At 70.2% G+C, this 18,517-nt stretch carries 15 protein-coding genes; 10 read left to right on the top strand and 5 right to left on the bottom strand.

The window, feature by feature from the left end; translation table 11 throughout:
* The first annotated feature begins 148 nt into the window (after window positions 1-148).
* Together EIZ44_RS17500 and EIZ44_RS17505 are read left to right on the top strand one after the other, a co-directional pair.
* Complete coding sequence (locus tag EIZ44_RS17500; RefSeq protein ID WP_043836766.1) at window positions 149-964, top strand: thioesterase II family protein; 816 nt, start codon at window positions 149-151, stop codon at window positions 962-964.
* Between the two features lie 109 nt (window positions 965-1,073).
* Window positions 1,074-1,334, top strand: coding sequence for a hypothetical protein (locus tag EIZ44_RS17505; RefSeq protein ID WP_063697782.1), 261 nt, complete (start codon window positions 1,074-1,076; stop codon window positions 1,332-1,334).
* Between the two features lie 100 nt (window positions 1,335-1,434).
* On the opposite strand, the gene EIZ44_RS17510 is transcribed toward EIZ44_RS17505, so the two are convergent.
* The gene (locus EIZ44_RS17510; RefSeq protein WP_167754171.1) at window positions 1,435-6,771 is read right to left on the bottom strand and encodes a type I polyketide synthase; all 5,337 of its coding nucleotides are present in this window, start codon (window positions 6,769-6,771) and stop codon (window positions 1,435-1,437) included.
* A 221-nt stretch (window positions 6,772-6,992) separates the two neighbouring features.
* Here EIZ44_RS17510 and EIZ44_RS17515 point away from each other — a divergent pair, with 221 nt between their 5' ends.
* The 5 genes from EIZ44_RS17515 to EIZ44_RS17535 all read left to right on the top strand — a co-directional run bounded on the left by EIZ44_RS17515 (window position 6,993) and on the right by EIZ44_RS17535 (window position 12,567).
* Entirely contained in the window at window positions 6,993-8,246 is a 1,254-nt protein-coding gene (locus EIZ44_RS17515; RefSeq protein WP_240691345.1) for a nucleotide disphospho-sugar-binding domain-containing protein, read from the top strand.
* Window positions 8,237-9,346, top strand: a complete 1,110-nt coding sequence (locus EIZ44_RS17520; RefSeq protein ID WP_134729765.1) for a sensor histidine kinase — start codon at window positions 8,237-8,239, stop codon at window positions 9,344-9,346. The genes EIZ44_RS17515 and EIZ44_RS17520 overlap by 10 nt, the downstream gene beginning before the upstream one ends.
* A gap of 205 nt (window positions 9,347-9,551) precedes the next feature.
* A complete protein-coding gene (locus EIZ44_RS17525; RefSeq protein WP_043836772.1) occupies window positions 9,552-10,235 on the top strand; it encodes a PIG-L deacetylase family protein in 684 nt (227 codons plus the stop codon).
* 64 nt (window positions 10,236-10,299) lie between these two features.
* Window positions 10,300-11,592 (top strand): nucleotide sugar dehydrogenase, encoded by a 1,293-nt coding sequence (locus tag EIZ44_RS17530; RefSeq protein WP_134667389.1) that lies wholly within the window; start codon window positions 10,300-10,302, stop codon window positions 11,590-11,592.
* Between the two features lie 15 nt (window positions 11,593-11,607).
* On the top strand, window positions 11,608-12,567 hold the full coding sequence (locus EIZ44_RS17535; RefSeq protein ID WP_037810563.1) for an NAD-dependent epimerase/dehydratase family protein: 960 nt from the start codon (window positions 11,608-11,610) through the stop codon (window positions 12,565-12,567).
* Between the two features lie 53 nt (window positions 12,568-12,620).
* On the opposite strand, the gene EIZ44_RS17540 is transcribed toward EIZ44_RS17535, so the two are convergent.
* A complete protein-coding gene (locus tag EIZ44_RS17540) occupies window positions 12,621-12,821 on the bottom strand; it encodes a LuxR C-terminal-related transcriptional regulator (protein ID WP_134667390.1) in 201 nt (66 codons plus the stop codon).
* Window positions 12,818-15,406, bottom strand: a complete 2,589-nt coding sequence (locus EIZ44_RS17545; protein ID WP_134729767.1) for a helix-turn-helix transcriptional regulator — start codon at window positions 15,404-15,406, stop codon at window positions 12,818-12,820. Before EIZ44_RS17545 ends, EIZ44_RS17540 begins: the two co-directional genes overlap by 4 nt.
* Window positions 15,407-15,694: 288 nt before the next feature.
* On the opposite strand from EIZ44_RS17545, the gene EIZ44_RS17550 reads away from it, so the two are divergent.
* Entirely contained in the window at window positions 15,695-16,963 is a 1,269-nt protein-coding gene (locus tag EIZ44_RS17550) for an HNH endonuclease signature motif containing protein (protein WP_134729769.1), read from the top strand.
* 230 nt (window positions 16,964-17,193) lie between these two features.
* Window positions 17,194-17,463, top strand: coding sequence for a hypothetical protein (locus EIZ44_RS17555; protein WP_205673190.1), 270 nt, complete (start codon window positions 17,194-17,196; stop codon window positions 17,461-17,463).
* Between the two features lie 311 nt (window positions 17,464-17,774).
* Here EIZ44_RS17555 and EIZ44_RS45530 read toward each other — a convergent pair whose 3' ends face one another.
* Both EIZ44_RS45530 and EIZ44_RS46275 read right to left on the bottom strand, forming a co-directional pair.
* Window positions 17,775-17,924: a TetR family transcriptional regulator C-terminal domain-containing protein gene (locus EIZ44_RS45530; protein ID WP_240691334.1), complete on the bottom strand. Its 150-nt coding sequence runs from the start codon at window positions 17,922-17,924 to the stop codon at window positions 17,775-17,777.
* A complete protein-coding gene (locus tag EIZ44_RS46275) occupies window positions 17,876-18,160 on the bottom strand; it encodes a TetR family transcriptional regulator C-terminal domain-containing protein (protein WP_439098603.1) in 285 nt (94 codons plus the stop codon). The genes EIZ44_RS45530 and EIZ44_RS46275 overlap by 49 nt, the downstream gene beginning before the upstream one ends.
* Here EIZ44_RS46275 and EIZ44_RS17565 point away from each other — a divergent pair.
* A complete protein-coding gene (locus EIZ44_RS17565) occupies window positions 18,083-18,481 on the top strand; it encodes an MBL fold metallo-hydrolase (RefSeq protein ID WP_240691335.1) in 399 nt (132 codons plus the stop codon). The two genes, EIZ44_RS46275 and EIZ44_RS17565, sit on opposite strands and share 78 nt — an antisense overlap.
* Window positions 18,482-18,517: the final 36 nt, after the last annotated feature.

The raw sequence follows: 18,517 nt of genomic DNA on the forward strand, positions 1-18,517 counted from the left end.
TACGTTACGAGCGGTGAACAGGGCATACCCACCCCTAACCGGCCGCCCGGCCCCCTGAGCGAGACTGGATCGCCGCACGGCGGACGGGCACGGCGACGCCGGGCTAGGGGTTGCCGGGCGCGCGAAGGGGCCGGAGACTTCCTGAACTGTGACTGCCCTGAACGAGAAATCGAGCCGATGGCTCCGGCGATTCCACGCGTCCGACGAGGCCGCGGTGCGACTGGTGTGCCTGCCGCACGCGGGCGGGTCGGCGACCGCCTACTTCCCGTTCTCGCGCGCGGCCAGTGAAGGCGGACTGGACGCCGACGTCATCGCCGTGCAGTACCCGGGCCGGCAGGACCGCCGCGACGAGCAGTGTTTCGACGACCTCGCCGCGATGGCCGACGTCATCGCCGACAACCTGGGCCCGTGGATCGACCGGCCGGTGGCCCTGTTCGGCCACAGCATGGGCGCGACGCTCGGGTACGAGGTCGCGTGCCGGCTCGAGGCCCGGGGCGCCCGGCCGCTGGGGCTGTTCGCGTCCGCGTGCCCGGCGCCGTCCGTGCCGCGGCCCGAGGACGTCCACGAGCTCGGCGACGACGGTTTGATCGCGGCTCTCAAGGAGATGAGCGGCACCGGCAGCGCCGTTTTCGGCGACGACGAACTGCTGCGCCTGGTGCTGCCCGCCGTCCGCGGGGACTACACCGCAGTCGAGACCTACCGCCACGAGCCCGGGCTCGCGCTGGACTGCCCGGTCCAGGTGCTGCTGGGCGCGGACGACCCCGTGGTCGACCTCGCCGAGGCCGAAGCGTGGCGTGGCCACACCCGCGGCGGCTGCGCGGTGAAGGTGTTGCCGGGCGGGCATTTCTACCTGAACGCCCAGCTCGACGGCGTGCTCACGACTGTCGCCGCGCGCTTGCGCGAATGGCGCGGGGAGGCACTCGCGTCCGCAACCCCTGATCTCGGACGGCTGACGGGGGAGTAAACCCCAGGCCGCTTTCAGGTGCCGCCCCCATGGCCGGAAGGGCCCGGGTCCGCGAAACTTGGCACAGCAAGGAAACAGACCGGACCACCGCCCCTCGGAGGCAGCCATGATGGCCATCAGACCCGCTCACGGCGTCGCCCAGCGGATGCTCCCCGACGGGCATCTCGAGCTGGTCAGCAGCAGCCGCCAGGTGGACTGCGAACCGGTCGCCGCGGCCATGTGGATCGCCCTCAAGCAGCACAACGGCGACATCGACAGCGCCAGCGCCGTCCTCGCCGAACTGTGGGAGACGGACGTCGAGGACCTCCGCTACGACATGATCGCGCTGGCCGGTTCCCTCTGCTCTCTCGGACTTCTCACCGAGGTGTGAGCACCCCCGGCCGCTTGCGGTCGTGAACTGCTTCTCTGCCCGCCGCATGGCACGAGTCCCCGCTGCGCCATTGGCTTGGCGTCAGCGGGGACTCGCAGGGTCACACCGGTTTGGTGTCCAATTCCTCGTCCAGGAGCGCGAAGAGGTCCTCAGCGCTGGCGTTCTCGATGTCCGCGGACTTCTCGGGAGCCGAGTACGCCGCCAGCAACGCGGTCAAGCGGCTGACCAGCTTCTCCCGGTCGTCCTCGGCCAACGCGTTGTCCCGCAATGCGGATTCGAGAGCGGCCAACCGGGAGTCCACAATAGACGGCTGGTCCGCCAGGCCCGTTCCGAGGAGCCCCGCCACCGCGCCCGGGGACGGATAGTCGAAGATCAGCGTCGCGGGCAGGCGCTGGCCGGACAGCTCGTCCAGCCGGTTCCGCAGCTCGATCGCGGTCAGGGAATCGAAGCCGAGCTCGATGAATCCCTTGCGCGGGTCGATCGCGTCCGGGCGGTCGTGCCCGAGCACCACCGCTGCCGTGCCGCACACGAGGTCGAGCAGCGCCCGCTCCCGTTCCCCGGCGGGCAGGGCCTCGATCCGGGCCCACGAGTCGTCGGCGGCCGCGGCACGCCGCCGCGTGCCCGCGCGCACCAGGCCGCGCAGCATCGGCGGCACACCGTCCGCGGCGGACCGCAGCCCGGCCAGGTCGAGCCGGACCGGCACCAGCGCCGGCTGCGAGGTGCCGAACGTCGCGTCGAACAGCTCGAGCCCGTCGGCGAACGACAGCCCGGCCACGCCGGACCGTGCCATCCGGACCAGGTCGGTGTCGCCGAGCGCGCCCGCCATGCCGCCGGACCACAAGCCCCACGACAGCGACACCGCGGGCAACCCGAGCGCCGCCCGGCGGTGGGCCAACGCGTCGAGGAACACGTTCCCGGCCGAGTAGTTCGCCTGCCCGGCCGAACCGAACGTGCCCGCGACGGAGGAGAACAGCACGAACGCGGCCAGGTCGAGCTCCGCGGTCAGCTCGTGCAGGTGCCAGGCCGCGTCCAGCTTCGGCCGCAGCACCGCGTCCATCCGCTCCGGGGTCAGCGCGAGCAGCACCCCGTCGTCCAGGACGCCCGCCGTGTGCACGACCGCGGTCAGCGGATGCTCGGCAGGCACGCCCGCCACCAGCGCGGCCGCCGCGGTCCGGTCCGCGAGATCGCAGGCCGCCAGCGAAACCGAAGCGCCCAGCTCCTCCAGTTCCGCCTTGAGCTCCGTCGCTCCCGATGCCGCCTCGCCGCGACGGCTGGTCAGCAGCAGGTGACGCACGTCGTGTTCGGTCACCAGGTGCCGCGCGATCAACGCGCCCAGCGCCCCGGTGCCGCCGGTGACGAGCACAGTTCCGTCCGGGTTCAGCGACGGTGCCGACGTCTCGGGGGCGAACTTCGCCAGCCGGTGCACCAGCACTGCCCCGTCCCGGACGGCGACACCGGGCTCACCGGCTTGGATCGCGCCGAGCACGGTGGCCAGCGGCGGCTCGCTGCCGTCGAGGTCGACCGCCGCGAACCGGTCCGGGTACTCCAACTCGGCCGACCGGACGATGCCCCACAGCGCGGCATGCACCAGGTTGGCGACGTCTTCCTCGGGACGCGTCGCGATGGCGTGGGACGCGACCACGACGAGCCGGGAAGCGGCCAGCGCTGGTTCGCTGACCCACGTCCGGACCAGGTCCAGCAGCCGGTGGGCGGCCTCGCGCGCCAGTTCGGGCGCAGCCTCCTCGGGTGCCTCGAACGACACGGACACCACGTCCGGAGCGGCCTTTCCCGTCCCCACCGCGTCGATCAGTGCGGCAAGGTCCACATAGGACTCCCCGCCGAGGCCGAAGGGATCCGCGCCGAGCACTGCGTGCGAAACGCCGGAAGCGGCATCGCCTGAGTAAGGCTGCCATTCCACCCGGAACAGCGAGTCCCCGGCCGCCGGACGGGCGAACGCGTCGTCGGCGATCGGCCGCAGCGCCAGCGCCCCCACGGTCACGATCGGCGCGCCAGCGGGATCGGTGGCGGTGAGCGAGATGGTGTTCTCGACGTCTGCGGAGAGCAGCACGCGCAAGTTCGATGCCCCGGCGGCGTGCAGCGAAACCCCGCTCCACGCGAACGGCAGCGCCGGCTTGTCCTCGGTCAGCCCGGCCAGGCCGATGGTGTGCAGCGCGGCGTCCAGCAGGGCGGGATGCAACGCAAAAGCCGAACCGTCGGTGTGCTCCGGCAACGCGACTTCGGCGGCGAGAGTGTTCCCGTCGCGCCAGACCCGGCGCAGCCCGGCGAAGACCGGCCCGTAGTCGAAACCCTGGGCGGCGAGTTCGTCGTAGCGGCTGGTCACGTCGATCTCGACCGCACCGGCCGGGGGCCACTCCGCGGCGGCAACGGGCGTGTCCGCCGTCGGCGACACCCTCCCGCTGGCGTGGTGCGTCCACTCCCCGGTGTCCGCGGCCCGCGAGTAAATGCCCACCGCACGGGTGCCCGACTCGTCCTCCGCGCCCACCGTCACCTGAACCGGGACGGATCCGTGTTCGGGCAGGATCAGCGGGACCGCGAGCGTCAGCTCGTCGAGCCGCGCGCAACTCACCTCGTCGCCCGCCCGCACGGCCAGTTCGACGAAAGCCGTGCCGGGGAACAGTGGAACCCCCTGCACGACGTGGTCGCCGAGCCACGGCTGCGCGCGCAGCGAAAGCTCCCCGGTGAGCACGACGCCGCCGGTGTCGGCGGTCGCCACGACCGCGCCCAGCAGCGGGTGCCCGGCGTCGACCTGCCCGACCTCGGCGACCCCGCGGACGCGGGCCCCGGTCGGGTTCTCCAGCCAGTAACGCTTGCGCTGGAAGGCATACGTCGGCAGCTCGACCGGTGCCCCGCCAGCGTAGAACGCCGAAAAGTCCACAGTGGACCCAGTGGTGAACAGCGTCGCCACTGCGGCGGCAGCCGACTCGCCTTCGGGCCGATCCTTGCGTAGCACCGGAACGAACGTCGCCCGGTCGTCCGCGCCAAGGCACAGCTGGCCCATCGCGGTGAGCACGGCGGACGGGCCGACCTCGACAAACGTCGTGACGCCAGCGTCGAGCAGCGTACGCACACCGTCGGCGAACCGGACCGCGTCGCGCACCTGGTTCACCCAGTACTCCGGCGAAGTCAGGTCGGCGTCCGGCGAAACCGTCGAGACGATCGGGATCGCGGGCTCGGAATAGGTCAGCTTCCGGGCGACGAGAGCGAAATCGGCCAGCATCGGCTCCATCAGCGCCGAGTGGAACGCGTGCGACACCTTCAGCCGCGAAGTCTTCTCGAAGGTCGATGCCACCGCGAGGACCGCGTCCTCGTCGCCGGACAGCACCACCGACGCCGGTCCGTTGACAGCGGCGATCGACACGCCCTCGGTCAGCAGCGGCACGACATCGGCCTCCGCCGCCGCGACGGCGACCATTGCCCCGCCGGCAGGAAGAGCCTGCATGAGCCGCGCCCTCGCCGTCACGAGCGTGCACGCGTCTTCGAGCGAGAGCACCCCGGCGACGTGCGCCGCGGCCAGCTCGCCGATCGAATGCCCCAGCAGGTAATCCGGAGTGACGCCCCACGATTCGAGCAGCCGGAACACCGCGACCTCGACGGCGAACAACGCCGGTTGTGTATACCCGGTCTCGTCGGAACCCAGCACGGTCCGCACCGGCACGTCGAGGTGCTTGTCCAATTCGGCCGCCACTGCGTCGAAGGCCTCGACGAACGCCGGGTAGGCCGCGGCCAGTTCCAGACCCATCCCGGCGCGCTGGGCGCCTTGGCCGGTGAACAGGAACGCCGTGCGCCCGGTGCTCGCCACGCCTTCGACGACACCCGCCGATGTGCGGCCCGCCGCGTACTCGGTCAGCGCGCGGATCGCGGCGGCCCGGTCGCCCGCGACGATCCCGGCGCGGTGCTCGTACTGGGTCCGGGTGGTCGCCAGCGAGAATCCGATGTCCACAGTGGACGATTCGGCAGCGACGGACGCGAGGTTGCCCGCCTGTGCCCGCAGGGCCTCCGCGTCGTTGGCGGACAGCAGCCAGGTCACGGGTCCATCGTCCGAAGAACGCGTCACCGGGTCGCCCTGCTCGACAATCACGTGCGCGTTGGTCCCGCTGATGCCGAACGACGAAACGCCCGCGCGACGCGGCCGCCCGGTCTCCGGCCACGGCGTCGGCTCACGGAGAAGCGAGACGGTATCGGTCCATTCGACGTGCGGCGACGGCTCGTCGGCGTGCAGCGTGCGCGGGAGCACGCCGCGCCGCAGCGCCTCCACCATCTTGATCACGCCGCCGACGCCCGCCGCGGCTTGCGTGTGGCCGACGTTCGATTTGAACGACCCGACGTGCAGCGGCCGATCAGCGGTGGCCGCCTTGCCGTAGGTGGCGATCAGCGCCTGCGCCTCGATCGGGTCGCCGAGCTTCGTGCCGGTGCCGTGTGCTTCGACAGCGTCCACATCGGACAGTTTCAGCCCGGCGTCCGCCAAGGCCGCGCGGATCACCCGCTGCTGCGCGGGCCCGTTCGGGACCGTGATGCCGCTGGACGCGCCGTCGGAGTTGACCGCGCTGCCGCGCAGCACCGCGAGGACGTGGTGGCCGTTGCGGCGCGCGTCGGAAAGCCGTTCCAGCAGAAGCATTCCGGCGCCTTCGGAGCAGCCGACGCCGTCCGCGCCGCTGCCGAACGCCTTGCAGCGGCCGTCCGGGGAGAGGCCCTGCTGCTCGCTGAAGTAGACGAACATGTCCGGGGTCACCATCACGGTGACGCCGCCGGCCAACGCCAGCGAGCACTCGCCGCGGCGCAGCGCCTGGGCCGCCCAGTGCAAGGCGACCAGCGACGACGAGCACGCGGTGTCGACCGACACCGACGGACCTTCGAGCCCGAGGGTGTAGGAGATGCGGCCGGAAATCAGGCTGCCGTCGCTGCTGCCCGCGCCGTAGTCGTGGTACATCACGCCGGCGAAGACGCCGGTTTTGCTGCCCCGCAACGTCGACGGCACGATCCCGGCGCGTTCCACCGCCTCCCACGCGGTCTCCAGCACCACCCGCTGCTGCGGGTCGAGGGTGCGAGCCTCGCGCGGGGAGATACCGAAGAACTCCGGCTCGAAGTCGGCGGCATCGTAAAGGAAACCGCCCTCCTTCGAATACGTCGTGCCGGGGCTTCCCGCGGGGTCGAAGATCGACTCGGTGTCCCAGCCGCGGTCCTCGGGGAACTCGCCGACCGCGTCGACACCGCCCGCGACCAGGTCCCAGAGCTGCGCGGGCGTGGCGACCCCGCCGGGGTACCGGCAGCCCATCCCGATGATCGCGATCGGCTCGTTCATCGCCGCGGCGAGCTTCTGGTTGTCCGCCTTGAGCCGTTCGTTGTCCACCATGGACTGCCGCAGCGCGGCGACGATCTGCTCGGTGGACGGTGCGGTGTTCTGCTCGTGGCCGGTCACTGGGAAGTCCCCTCGTTCGTCGGTCTCGGCACCTGCCGTCGCGGGCCGGGTCGCCCGCGCGCACCACGACCTCGCCGAAGCTATTCGCGCCTGCCCGCGAATCCCCACCCCTAACGGCCCCTAACGCCGTAATGCCGGGTCTGCCGAGCGGCCCGCCGCGATTACCGTTTCCCCAGCAGTGTTTCCCGGACCCCGGCATCGGAGAGTGCGTTGTGCGAGTCATGTTGATGGTCTTCCCGACTAGGACGCACGTCTACAGCATGGCCCCGGTCGGGTGGGCGCTGGCGGCCGCCGGCCACGAGGTGCGGTTCGTCGGCCAGCGCAATCCCCGCGAGGTCCTGCCGTTCGCCGAAACCGGCCTCGACGCGATGTGGTTCGGCGAGGACCTCGACATCGCGGAGCACCGGCGGCTCAGCGCCGGCGGCGACGACACCGCGCACACCAGGCACCAGCTTTCCGAAAGCCGCCCGGAGCGCTACACCGAGGAGTACGTGCGCACCGTTTACGACGGCTGGGTCGACGTTTTCCGCTGGAACTCGCCGGAACCGCTGCTCAACGACCTCGTCCGGTTCGCCCGGCACTGGCAGCCGGACCTCGTCGTGTGGGACCCGCTGGTCTACACCGCGCCGATCGTCGCGCAGGCGGTCGGCGTCCCGCACCTGCGGATGATGTACGCGGCCGACCAGACGGCGCGGATCGGCGCGCAGTACCGGGACCTGCGCGCGAGCAAGCCCGAGGACACCAGCCCGGACCCGTTCGTGGAATGGATGTCGGACGCGGTGGGCCGCTACGGCGCGGACTACGACGAGAACCTGCGCTACGGCGTCAAAACCATCGACTGCCATCCGTCCTATCTCCGGTACGACGGCGTCGACGTCGACTACCTCCCGGCGCGGTTCGTGCCGTTGAACAAGCCGATGGCGCTGCCGCGCTGGGTGGTCGAGCCCCCGTCGCGTCCGCGCGTCATGCTGACCCTCGGCATCTCCAACCGGCAGACGCTCGGCGAAGAGGAGACCTCGGTTTCCGCGCTGCTCGACGGCCTTGCCGACCTCGACGTCGAAGTGATCGCGACGCTCAACGCGGAGCAGCTCGCGTCGGTCGACAAGGTTCCGGACAACGTGCGCGCGGTGGACTTCGTGCCGATGTACGAGCTCCTCGCGAGCTGCTCGGCCATCGTGCACCAGGGCGGCGGCGCGACGATCGGCAACGCGGTGGTCAACGGCGTCCCCCAGCTGGTGATCCCCGGCACCACGTGGAGCGAGCGGATTTCCGCGCTCGCACAGGTGAAGCGCGGCAACGGCCTGATGATCGATCTGGAGGAGGTCACGCCGGGATCCGTCCGAAATGGACTCCAGCGATTGCTGGAGGAACCGTCCTTCCGCGAGTGCTCGCTCGAGGTCCGGGACGAGATGCTGGCCACGCCGACCCTCAACGACCTCGTGCCGGAACTGGAGCGGATCGCTCGATGCCGGTGACGCAGCGGCCCCGCGTCGTCCGCACCATCGGCTTCCTCATCGCGAGCTTCCCCCTCCGCGTCGTCGCGTTCGTGCTCGTGCTCGCCACGACCTTGCTCGGCATCGCCACCACCATGCTGTGGATCGGCATCCCGATCCTGATCACCGCGACCTCGACGGCCCGCGGCCTGGCCCGCGCGGAACGCCGCTGGGTGCGCGTCATGCTCGGCGTCGACGTCCCGCCGCCCCGCCGGCATCCGCACGGCGCCGGCCTGCTGCTGACGTGGCAGACCCGGCTCGTGGACCCGGCCACGTGGCGCGAACTGCTCTACGCCTTGCTCGCGTTCCCGCTGGGCATCGTGGAATTCGTGGCCGGGATCGTGTCCGTCGCCGTGCCGCCGTTCGGCATCTTCGTGGCCCCGCGGATCGGCGCGATGCACGGCGCGTTGGCGCTGTCAATGCTCGGGCCGGACCGGACGGCGCAGCTGGAGGCACGCTCCCGGCAGTTGAAGGACTCGCGGGCCCGCGGCGTCGATGCCGTAGAGGCCGAGCGCAAGCGCATCGAACGCGACCTGCACGACGGGGCGCAGCAGCGGCTGGTCGCGGTGGCGATGAGCCTGGGCCGGGCGCAGCTGAAGCTCGACGATCCCGCCGCGGTGCGCGAACTGGTTGGCGCGGCCCATACGGACGCGAAACTCGCCGTGTCCGAACTGCGCGACCTCGCCCGGGGGATCTACTCCCCGGTGCTGCAGGACCGCGGCCTGGACGCCGCGTTGTCCGCCCTGACCGCGCGGATGCCGATCCACGTGGACGTCGAGGTGACGGTGGAACCCCGGCCGCCCGCGCCCGTGGAGACCACGACGTACTTTATCGTCAGCGAAACCCTCATCAATGTCGCCAAACACGCGGGCGCGGACCGCGCGTCGGTGCGCGTGACTCGCGACGACGACACGGTGGTCGTCGAGATCATCGACAACGGGCACGGCGGCGCGTCCGTGCGTCCCGGCGGCGGATTGGCCGGCCTCGCCGACCGGGCAGGCACCATCGACGGCGTGCTCACCGTGGTCAGCCCGGCGGGCGGGCCTACCGTCGTGCGCGCCGACCTTCCCGTGCGCTGGTAAAGCGACCAGCTTCCGACGTCGCGACGGCCCACCCCTAACGCGCTTGCCGCGCCTGTCCTCCCGCGCGGCCAAGGTCCGCTTTAGACGGTCTTTAGGGGTTGTCGCAAGCACCGCCGGATGTCAAATTTTTCTTGCGTTCCAAGCCATTTCGCACGGCTCGTTTCCGCTGGGGGTTTCACCGCCCGGACAAGGACTGGGGAATCGTATGCACACGTTGACACGCAGGCTGCTGGTGGTGGGAGCCCACGGCGACGACGAAACGCTCGGCGCGGGCGGGACCATCGCCCGGCTCGCCGACGAAGGCGTCTCCATTTCGCTTTGCATTCTCACCAACGACGACGGTTCGCGTTCAGCCGCCGGCGCCGAAGTCACCAACCGCACCGACGCGATCGAACTCGCCGCCAAAACACTGGGCATCGAACGCGTGCGAGTCCACGAATTCGGCGACAACCGGCTCGACACCGTCAGCCACCTCGCGCTCAACCAGGTCGTCGAACGCGAGGTCCGCGAATTCGAGCCGGACACCATCTTCGCCACCAGCATGTGCGACCTGAGCACCGACCACGCCCTCGTCAGCCGCGCCGCGCGAGTCGCCGGCCGGCCGGGCAAGGGCCCGGTGCGCGAAGTCCGCACCTTCGAGATCCGCTCCGCCACGGACGTCGGAGAAGCCTCCGGGCTGCCGGTCACCTTCCGGCCGAACTGCTGGCAGCTTCTCGACGAAAGCCACCTCGAGCGCAAAATCGAAGCCCTGCGCGCCTACGGCAAAGAACTCGAGCCGTGGCCGAACCCGCGCAGCGAACGCGGCGTCCGCGCACTGGCCGAATACCGCGGCTCACAGGTCAGCGCCGGGCTCGCCGAAGCCTTCGAAATCGTCCGTTCCGTCCGATGACCGGTTTTCCCTCCGCTTTTCCCGCTCGCTTTTCCACTGCCCATCCAGAAACGGGTGACCAGGAATGACCAGTACTGTCGCTGAATTCGAGACCATCGCCGAACGGAACGAGCTGACGTCGGTCGCCGTGATCGGGATGGGCTACGTCGGCCTGCCGACCGCGCTCGGCCTGCACGCCGGCGGCGTCGGCGTGATCGGCATCGACCTGTCGCAGAACCGGCTCGACTCGATCCGCTCGGGCGAGGTCGACCTCATCGAAGCCGACCACCGCCGGCTCGAGAAAGCCGTGCACCAGGAGGACTTCCAGCTCACCACGGATTCCGCGCGGATGGCCGACGCCGACGCGGTGCTGGTCTGCGTCCCGACCGGGCTCGACGAGTACCTGATGCCCGACCTCGGCCCGCTGGAGGCGGCGTGCACGGCACTGGTCGCGAACGCCCGCCGCGGCCAGACGTTCATCCTCACCTCGACCAGCTACGTCGGCACCTCGAACCGGCTGCTGGTGAAACCGCTGGTGGCCAAGGGATTCACCATCGGCCGCGACCTGTTCGTGGCGTCCAGCCCCGAGCGCATCGACCCGGGCAACGTCACGCACACCCAGGCCGAAACGCCGCGCGTGCTCGGCGGCGTGACCCCGGTGTGCACGGCGATGGCGCAGCGCGTGATCAACGTGCTGACCCCGAGCGTGCACTGCGTCAGCTCGCCGGAGGCGGCCGAGATGACCAAACTGTACGAGAACACCTTCCGCGCGGTGAACATCGCGCTGGCCAACGAGTTCGCCGAGATCAGCGACGGCTTCGAGATCGACCCGATCGAGGTCATCGACGCGGCGGCGAGCAAGCCGTACGGCTTCATGGCCTTCCACCCCGGCCCCGGCGTCGGCGGCCACTGCATCCCCTGCGACCCGCACTACCTGCTGTGGCAGCTGCGCGCGACGCAGAGCAACGCGCCGTTGGTGACCCAGGCGATGCACGCCATCGCGGAGCGGCCGAAGCAGGTTGTCGACCGCGTACTGAACACACTGTCGCGCGAAGGCAAGGGCATGGCGGGTACGCGCGTGCTGGTAGTCGGCGTGACCTACAAGCCCGGCGTGCAGGACGTGCGTTCGTCGTCCGCCCTCGACATCATCGACCTGCTCGCCGCGAAGGGCGCGAAGGTCGGCTACTACGACCCGCTGGTCCCGAACGTCCGCGTGACCGGCGGTTCGCTCGACACCGTCCCCGAGCCCGACGGCGAGGACTGGGACGTCGCGCTCATCCACACCATCCAACCGGGCCACGACTACGAATGGCTCGCCGACTGCCCGACCGTCATCGACGCCACCTACCGCCTCGACCCCGCGCTCTTCACGAACTGAGAAAGGGACACTAACGTGCGTTACCTCATCACCGGAGGCGCCGGGTTCATCGGCTCCCACCTCACCGAACACCTCCTGGCCCGCGGCGACGAGGTCGTCGCGCTGGACAACCTCAGCACCGGCACCCTGGACAACCTCGCCGGCGTCGCCGGGCACCCCGGTTTCCAGTTCGTGCGCGGCTCGATCACCGACCCGAACGCGGTCGAATCGTGCATGGCGGGCATCGACGCGATCTTCCACCTCGCCGCCGCGGTCGGCGTCTTCACCATCCTCGACAAGACGATGGACAGCCTCCGCACCAACCTGCACGGCACCGAGAACATGCTCGACGCGGCGCTGCGGCACGACGTGCCGATCCTGGTCGCGTCGACGAGCGAGATCTACGGCAAGAACACCGCGGACGGCCTGCGCGAGGACGACGACCGGATCATCGGGTCGCCGCTGAAGAACCGCTGGTCCTACGCCGAGGCGAAGGCGCTGGACGAGACGTTCGCCCACCTGTACGCCGTCGAGCACGGCCTGCGCACGGTGATCGTGCGGCCGTTCAACACGGTCGGCCCGCGCCAGACCGGCCGCTACGGCATGGTGATCCCCCGCTTCGTCACCCAGGCCCTGGCGGGCGAACCGATCACCGTGTTCGGCGACGGGCAGCAGACCCGCTGCTTCTGCCACGTGCACGACGTCGTGCCCGCGCTGGCGGACCTGCTCGCCGACGATTCCGCGTACGGCAAGGTGTTCAACCTCGGCAGCAACGAGCAGACCACCATCTCCCAGCTGGCCGAGCGCGTGATCGGCGCGACCGGTTCGAGCAGCACCATCACGAAGGTGCCGTACGAGGAGGCGTACGGCGACGGGTACGAGGACATGCAGCGCCGCATCCCCGACTGCACCCGCGCGTACAACCAGATCGGCTTCGTGCCGACGCGCTCGCTGGACGACATCATCGCCGCGGTGGTCGCCGACCGCCGATCCTGACCCGTTCCCGCCCCCGGTGAAGGGCCTCTCGCGGATCTCGCGCGAGAGGCCCTTCACGCGTTCCGGAGCTTAACGTAGACGGCGGCGAGGTGGCTGGCGGCGGTGTTCGCGGACACTCCCAGTACCTCCGCGATCACCCCGACCGGAGTGCCCTGCGCGGCCAGTTCCGCGACCCGCAACTCGACCTCGGTCAGCACTCTCGCCCCGCATTCGGTCAGGCTCTCCGGCACGCTTTCCGTAAGCTTTTCGGTCACTGTCCGGCACCGGCCAGTTCGCCCGCCAGCCCCCGCCGCCCGGCGACGCCGAGTTTCCGGTACACCCTGGTCAGGTGTTGCTCCACAGTGGACACCGTGATGTAGAGCGTTTCCGCGATCTGGCGATTGGTCCGACCGTGTGCCGCGAGTTCCGCGACCCGCAATTCCGCGTCGCTCAACGCGGTTGCCGCCGGTCCCTCCGGATCCGCGCGCGGCGGCTCCGGTCTCGACGCCACCGGGCGAGGCGCGAGCGGGCGCAACGGCTGCCGCGGCACCTGCACCGGCTTCACCAGGCCTGCCGAACGTTCCGCGCGCTGGCCGAGCTGGTTGATCGCGCGGACGGTGCGGGCCAGTTCGAGCCGGTCGCCGGATTCCTTGAACGCCTCCGCCGCCCGGTTCAGCAACCCGGACCGCGCGCCGGCGTCGCCCGCGAACGCCAGCACCCGCAGCGCCACCGCCTGCGAGAACGAGTCCGTCGTGTCCGCCAGCTGCTGTTTTGCAAGCTCGACCGCCAGGGTCGGATTGCGCAGCCGGAGGTTCGCCTCGGCGAGGTCGGTCCGCCACGGTGCGACGGCGGGCAGGTCAAGGTCGTTTTCGCGGAGAATCCGCTGGCATTGCTGGAAATCGCTCACCGCGGAAAGCCCTCGGTTCGTGGCCAGATGGAACTGCCCGCGCGCCCGGAGGAACCGCACCCCGCCGAGCGTCGTGAACACCGATTCCGGCAGCGCGTGGCGCAAAACCCCAGCCGCGGCCTTGAACGCGCCTGCCGCGGTGTGCGCGGTCAGCATCGTGGCGAGCGGATAGGTGATCGCGACGCCCCAGTTCGGTTCGTCAAGCAGCGCAAGCGCTCGGCTCGCCGCCTCCGCCGCGCTGGCCGGCTCGCCGCGACGCAGCAGAAGACTCGCGCCGATTGCGTCAAGCATCGCCTTCCACGTCACCGCGCCGCGGTACTCCGCCTCCTCGGCGAGCGACGTGCACCAGCCTTCCGCGCGGTCGGCCTTGCCGTCATATGCCAGAGCGAGAATCGCGGTGGAGAGCGCTTCCAGCGAGGTGTCGGACAGTCGGCAGTTCTGGAGAATTCGCTCCGCGCATACCGAAGTCTCTTCGCTGCCACCGACCTGCCAGACCGACGCGAGCGTTTTCGCCGTGCGCACCCAGGGATCCGAGGCGTCGACCGACAACTCCGGTGCCGTGCCGTAATGCCAATGCGCGGCGAGGGTCAGCTCGGCAGCCGTCCGCGGGTGCAGCGGCTCGAGGTCGTCGCCCAGCCGGACCAGCGCGGATTCGAAGGTTTCCCGGTCGCCGAACCACAACGACTGGCGCACCACCGCGATCCGGTCGGACTGGTCGAGCGAAGCCCCTTCGCACAACGCCGCGAGATGCGGAGCGGCCGCCGCCGGGTTGACCCGCCAGGTGATCTTGGCCAGCATCTGGGAGATCATCTGCTGTTCCCACGACGCGGTGGTCGTCGATGCCGCCAGTTGCAGGCAACGGGTCGCGAAGTCGACATCGTCGCCGAGCATCACCTGCTCCGCCGCCGCGACCAGTACCGGCAACGCCCACTCCGCCTGAGCTTCGCCCGCCGCCACGAGATGCCGCGCGACCTCCGGTGCGGGCAACCCGCGTGCGTGCTTCACCTCAGCGGCCCGGATGTGCAGCTGCACCTTCTCGGACCCGCGCAACCCGCCGACCACCGCCGCCGCGGCCGGCTGCTGCCGGAACCGCACGCCGTCGACCAGCCCGGTCTCCACGAGCAACCCCGCGGACGTCTCCGCCTCGACCGGGTCCACGCCCGCGACTGTCGCGACCGCGTCCGTCGTGACGTCGGTGTCCAGCACCGCGATCGCTGTCGCCACCTCCCGCAGCGGCGAACCGTAGCGATGCAGAAGCCGTTGCACCGCATCGGAATACGCCGGTCCGTCGTCCACCGAGCTACGGCGGGCGTCGACCAAAGCGCTGACCAGCAACGGATTTCCCGCGCTCAGTCCGTGGATCCGCTCAGCTTCGCCGTGGTCCGGGACCAGCTGTGCGATCGCCTCCACGGTGAACGGCGTGAGATGCACGTACCGGTGCGGCTGCGCGGCGAAGGTCATGCCCTCGCCGGAATACCAGCCGTCCGGCTGCGTCAGCACCAGCAGCATCCCCGCCGACCGCGCCCGCCGCTGCAACCGCAGCAACAACCGCGCCGACGTCTCGTCCACGTGCTGCAGATCGTCGACCGCGATCAGGAGCGACCGCTCTCGCGCCAACCGGTGCAAGGCACTGCACAACGCGGCGATCCGGTCCTCGCCGTCCGCGGCGGCCAGTGTTTCGCGCGGCAATGCCGGGCTGGCCAGCAGTTGGTCGAGCACACCTCCGTCGACGTCGCGCTCGTCGGCCGCACCCGCCGCGGTGAGCGTGAGAACGCCCAGTTCACGGGCCCGCGCCACCACTTGGTTCTGCACTTGCGTTTTCCCGCTGGCCGGTCCTCCGCCGACCAATACCGTGTCTCCTGCCCCCGCATCGCATTCGATCAGCAAGCCCTCGAGAAGGGACACTGCTTCATTCGGCTCGGTGCGGCGGTTCTGCCCCCAGTTCACGCCCATCGCAAGCTCCTCGACCCAACGGTCATCTTCCTGCGGGTACCACGGTCGCAGCCGCCCCCTAAGCCCAGCCAACCGCGATCTAAAGTCACTCAATCAGGTGATCACGATTACCAAGCGTCGCTTTTGCTCTGGCTTCTGTTGGCCTTCGCCTGGAGGCGAGTGGCAGATTTCCACTGCTGCGACTGGGCTTTGGCTCCGGAAGGTGATCTTGTGCGCACTGTGTCGGCAGTACGGGTTGACCACTTCGAGCGATAGCGTAATCGAACGCGCGTTCGATTGAATTGTGGGGTGAGCACGACTGCGACGCTCCCCGCCTGGCAATTGTCAGACCGGGACCTGACCACCAGACTCCTGACCACCCAACGACAGCAGAACGTCGCCTACGCCGCGCAACTGGAGACAATCCGGGAACTGCACTCGCGCGGCGCCCTGCCCGAGGGCTACACCTCGACGTCGTCGTACCTGGCGACGATCCTGCACGTAACCCCGCGCGAGGCCCGCTCCCGGCTCGCCCAAGCCACCGGGACCCTCCCGCTGACCTGGAAAGCCCTGTCCTCGGGCGAAATCACCGCCCAGCACGCCGCGGTCATCGCCGAATTCCTCGCCGCCGCCCCGAGGTGGCTGACCCCCGAGGACTACACCGTCGCCGAAGACACCCTGGTGACCCTCGCGACCCAGGCCAACCCCAGCATCGTCCGCCGCGCCGCGACCCGGCTGAAGATCTACTGGGACAGCGATCCCGCCTACCCTGATGTGGACCACGACCTTGACCCGGACTCGGTTCCCGACTCGGACCCGCGGCCCGAGGAAGCCGCCCGCCCGTGGCGGGAATTCCGCTGGCAGTGGACCCAGAGCGGCCGTTTCCGCTTCAGCGGCAACGTAGACCACGAAACCGGCACCCTGATCGAACAACTGCTGGTCCCCCTGGCCGCACCGGACCCCGCGACCGCGCCGGACACCCCCGACCCCCGCACCCCAGCCGAACGCCACGGCGACGCCCTCGCCGCGATCGTCGACCTTGCCGCCCGCACCCCCGACCTGCCCGCCAAAGCCGGCGAACGAGCAGTCGCGACGGTGACGGTCGACTTGGAAACCCTGCAGGGCACCGCGAAAACGGTCGTGACAGGAGACGAATCTGTGCTGTCCGCCGCCGACCTGCGCCGAATCCTGTGCGACGCCAAGGTCTACCCCGCGGTCCTGGGCACCGAAGGCCAGGTCCTGGACCTGGGCCGCTCCGCCCGCACCGCCACGAACGCCCAGCGCCGAGCCCTGGCAATCCGCGACCGCGGCTGCACCTTCCCCGGCTGCGACCGCGGTCCAAAGTGGACCACCCCACACCACATCGTCCACTGGGCCCACGGCGGCCCCACCGACCTGGACAACCTGGCCTCGTGCTGCGAACGCCACCACCGCCTCCTCCACCACAGCGGCTGGAAAATCGCCCTCCACGACGGCACCGTGCACTGGATCCCGCCGTCCCTCCTCGATCCAGAGCAGAAACCACTCCGCAACACCGCCCACAACCCACCGCCCACCCCCTTGCGAGCCACAGCATGAGCCCGCACGCGGGGCTATGAAGCCACCATTCCCACCCGCCCACCAAGGCCCGGGTGCCCCTGACGCGCCCGCACACCACAACCCTGATCCGCTGACAACCAGGGATCTACCGGGGATAAGGGTGGGTAAACCCCAGGGAAGCTTCAGGAGCACACCCCATGGTCCCGGCGGCCCGCTTCCGAGAAACTAGGTACATCAAGGAAACACCCCCTCTCAACCAGGAGGCCATCATGATGGCAATCACCACCGCCCCCGGCGTCACCCAGCGCATGCTCTCCAACGGCCACCTGGAGCTCACCTGCCGCACGTCCAACCGCCACATCGAGTGCGAACCGGTAGCCGCCGCGATGTGGATCGCCCTGAAACAGCACAACGGCGACGTCGACCGGGCAGCAAGCACCCTCTCCGCCCTGTGGCACACGAACGAAGACGACACCCGCTACGACCTGATCGCCCTGGCCGGCTCCCTGTGCTCCCTGGGCATGGCCACCGAGTCGTAACCGGCGAGGCCTGAGCCGGCCCGTGACACCCGCGGACCGATCCCACAGCAGCACTCCCCTGCCTGGGCCGACATCCGCACCCCAGCCCTCCGACCGAACCAAACCCTCGGCCGCACTGCACAACGCACCACGCGACGCACTCGGCCGAAGCGCCCCAGCACGCCCCGGCACCGGGAAACCCCGGACTAGCCCGGCAGCTGGAACGCGGTCACATCCCCGAAGCGAAGCGAACAGCCAGCCAGTCAGGACTGGTCGAGAGCCCGTTCAACCGCACGGCGCGCCCGGCCCGCAGCCGCCCGGTGGTGCTGGAGCTACGTGGCAGCGTTCAACGCCAGCCCGGCAGCGACGATCTCGAACAGCGCCTCATCGACATCGAACCCGCCCGGCAGCTCACCGCTCGCCACCGCGGCGGTCAAGTCGGCGCGCAGCTGTTCCCGCCAGCGCGACCACACCTCGGCCACCGCATCGCGCGGCGCCGGCCGGGACGGCCGCCGTACTCGGTGAGCGCCGCAGTCATCAGGCAGCCGCCGGGAAGCAGTGGTTCTTCCCGATAGGCCACCGAGTTGGCGCAGACCGCGCGCAGCCGTTCCGCGTCACCGCGCTCCTTGCGGTCGACGGATTGGGCGGCCCGCAGCTGAACTGGGCAGTCGAGGCCGACGGACCACGCGTTTTCCACGACGGCGACACAATCTTCCACGGTTCCTGGTGGCTCATCGCACGCCGCTTCAGCCCGTTCGACTCGGCATTCCTGCCCGCCAACGGCGCGGTGGTCGACGCGCCGCACCTCCAGCCGCCGAGTCCGCCGCCCGCTGCGATGGACCCGATGCAGGCCGCCGCGGCCGGGGAAATCCTCGACGCCCAGTACGCGGCCCCGATGCATTACGAAGCGGAGCAGCCGGACAAAGTCGCGAACTACGTCGAGGCTTCCGACCCGGAGAACGAGTTCCACACGCACGCAGGACGACGCGCGCACGTGTCACCCCTCGGAGAATGGCTGGATCCGGCGCACGCTGGCTGATGCCGAAGAACTCCAGCTCGGAAGCGGCGGCGGTGT

The organism is Amycolatopsis nivea (genome assembly GCF_004522235.1).
Classification (GTDB): Bacteria; Actinomycetota; Actinomycetes; order Mycobacteriales; family Pseudonocardiaceae; genus Amycolatopsis; species Amycolatopsis nivea.

What these genes read in the sequence shown, in the direction of transcription:
- EIZ44_RS17505 (WP_063697782.1), top strand. Translation starts at nt 1,074, where the DNA reads ATGGCCATCAGACCCGCTCACGGCGTCGCCCAGCGGATGCTCCCCGAC.
- EIZ44_RS17515 (WP_240691345.1), top strand. Translation starts at nt 6,993, where the DNA reads ATGTTGATGGTCTTCCCGACTAGGACGCACGTCTACAGCATGGCCCCG.
- EIZ44_RS17520 (WP_134729765.1), top strand. Translation starts at nt 8,237, where the DNA reads ATGCCGGTGACGCAGCGGCCCCGCGTCGTCCGCACCATCGGCTTCCTC.
- EIZ44_RS17525 (WP_043836772.1), top strand. Translation starts at nt 9,552, where the DNA reads ATGCACACGTTGACACGCAGGCTGCTGGTGGTGGGAGCCCACGGCGAC.
- EIZ44_RS17530 (WP_134667389.1), top strand. Translation starts at nt 10,300, where the DNA reads ATGACCAGTACTGTCGCTGAATTCGAGACCATCGCCGAACGGAACGAG.
- EIZ44_RS17545 (WP_134729767.1), bottom strand. Translation starts at nt 15,406, where the DNA reads ATGGGCGTGAACTGGGGGCAGAACCGCCGCACCGAGCCGAATGAAGCA.
- EIZ44_RS17555 (WP_205673190.1), top strand. Translation starts at nt 17,194, where the DNA reads ATGATGGCAATCACCACCGCCCCCGGCGTCACCCAGCGCATGCTCTCC.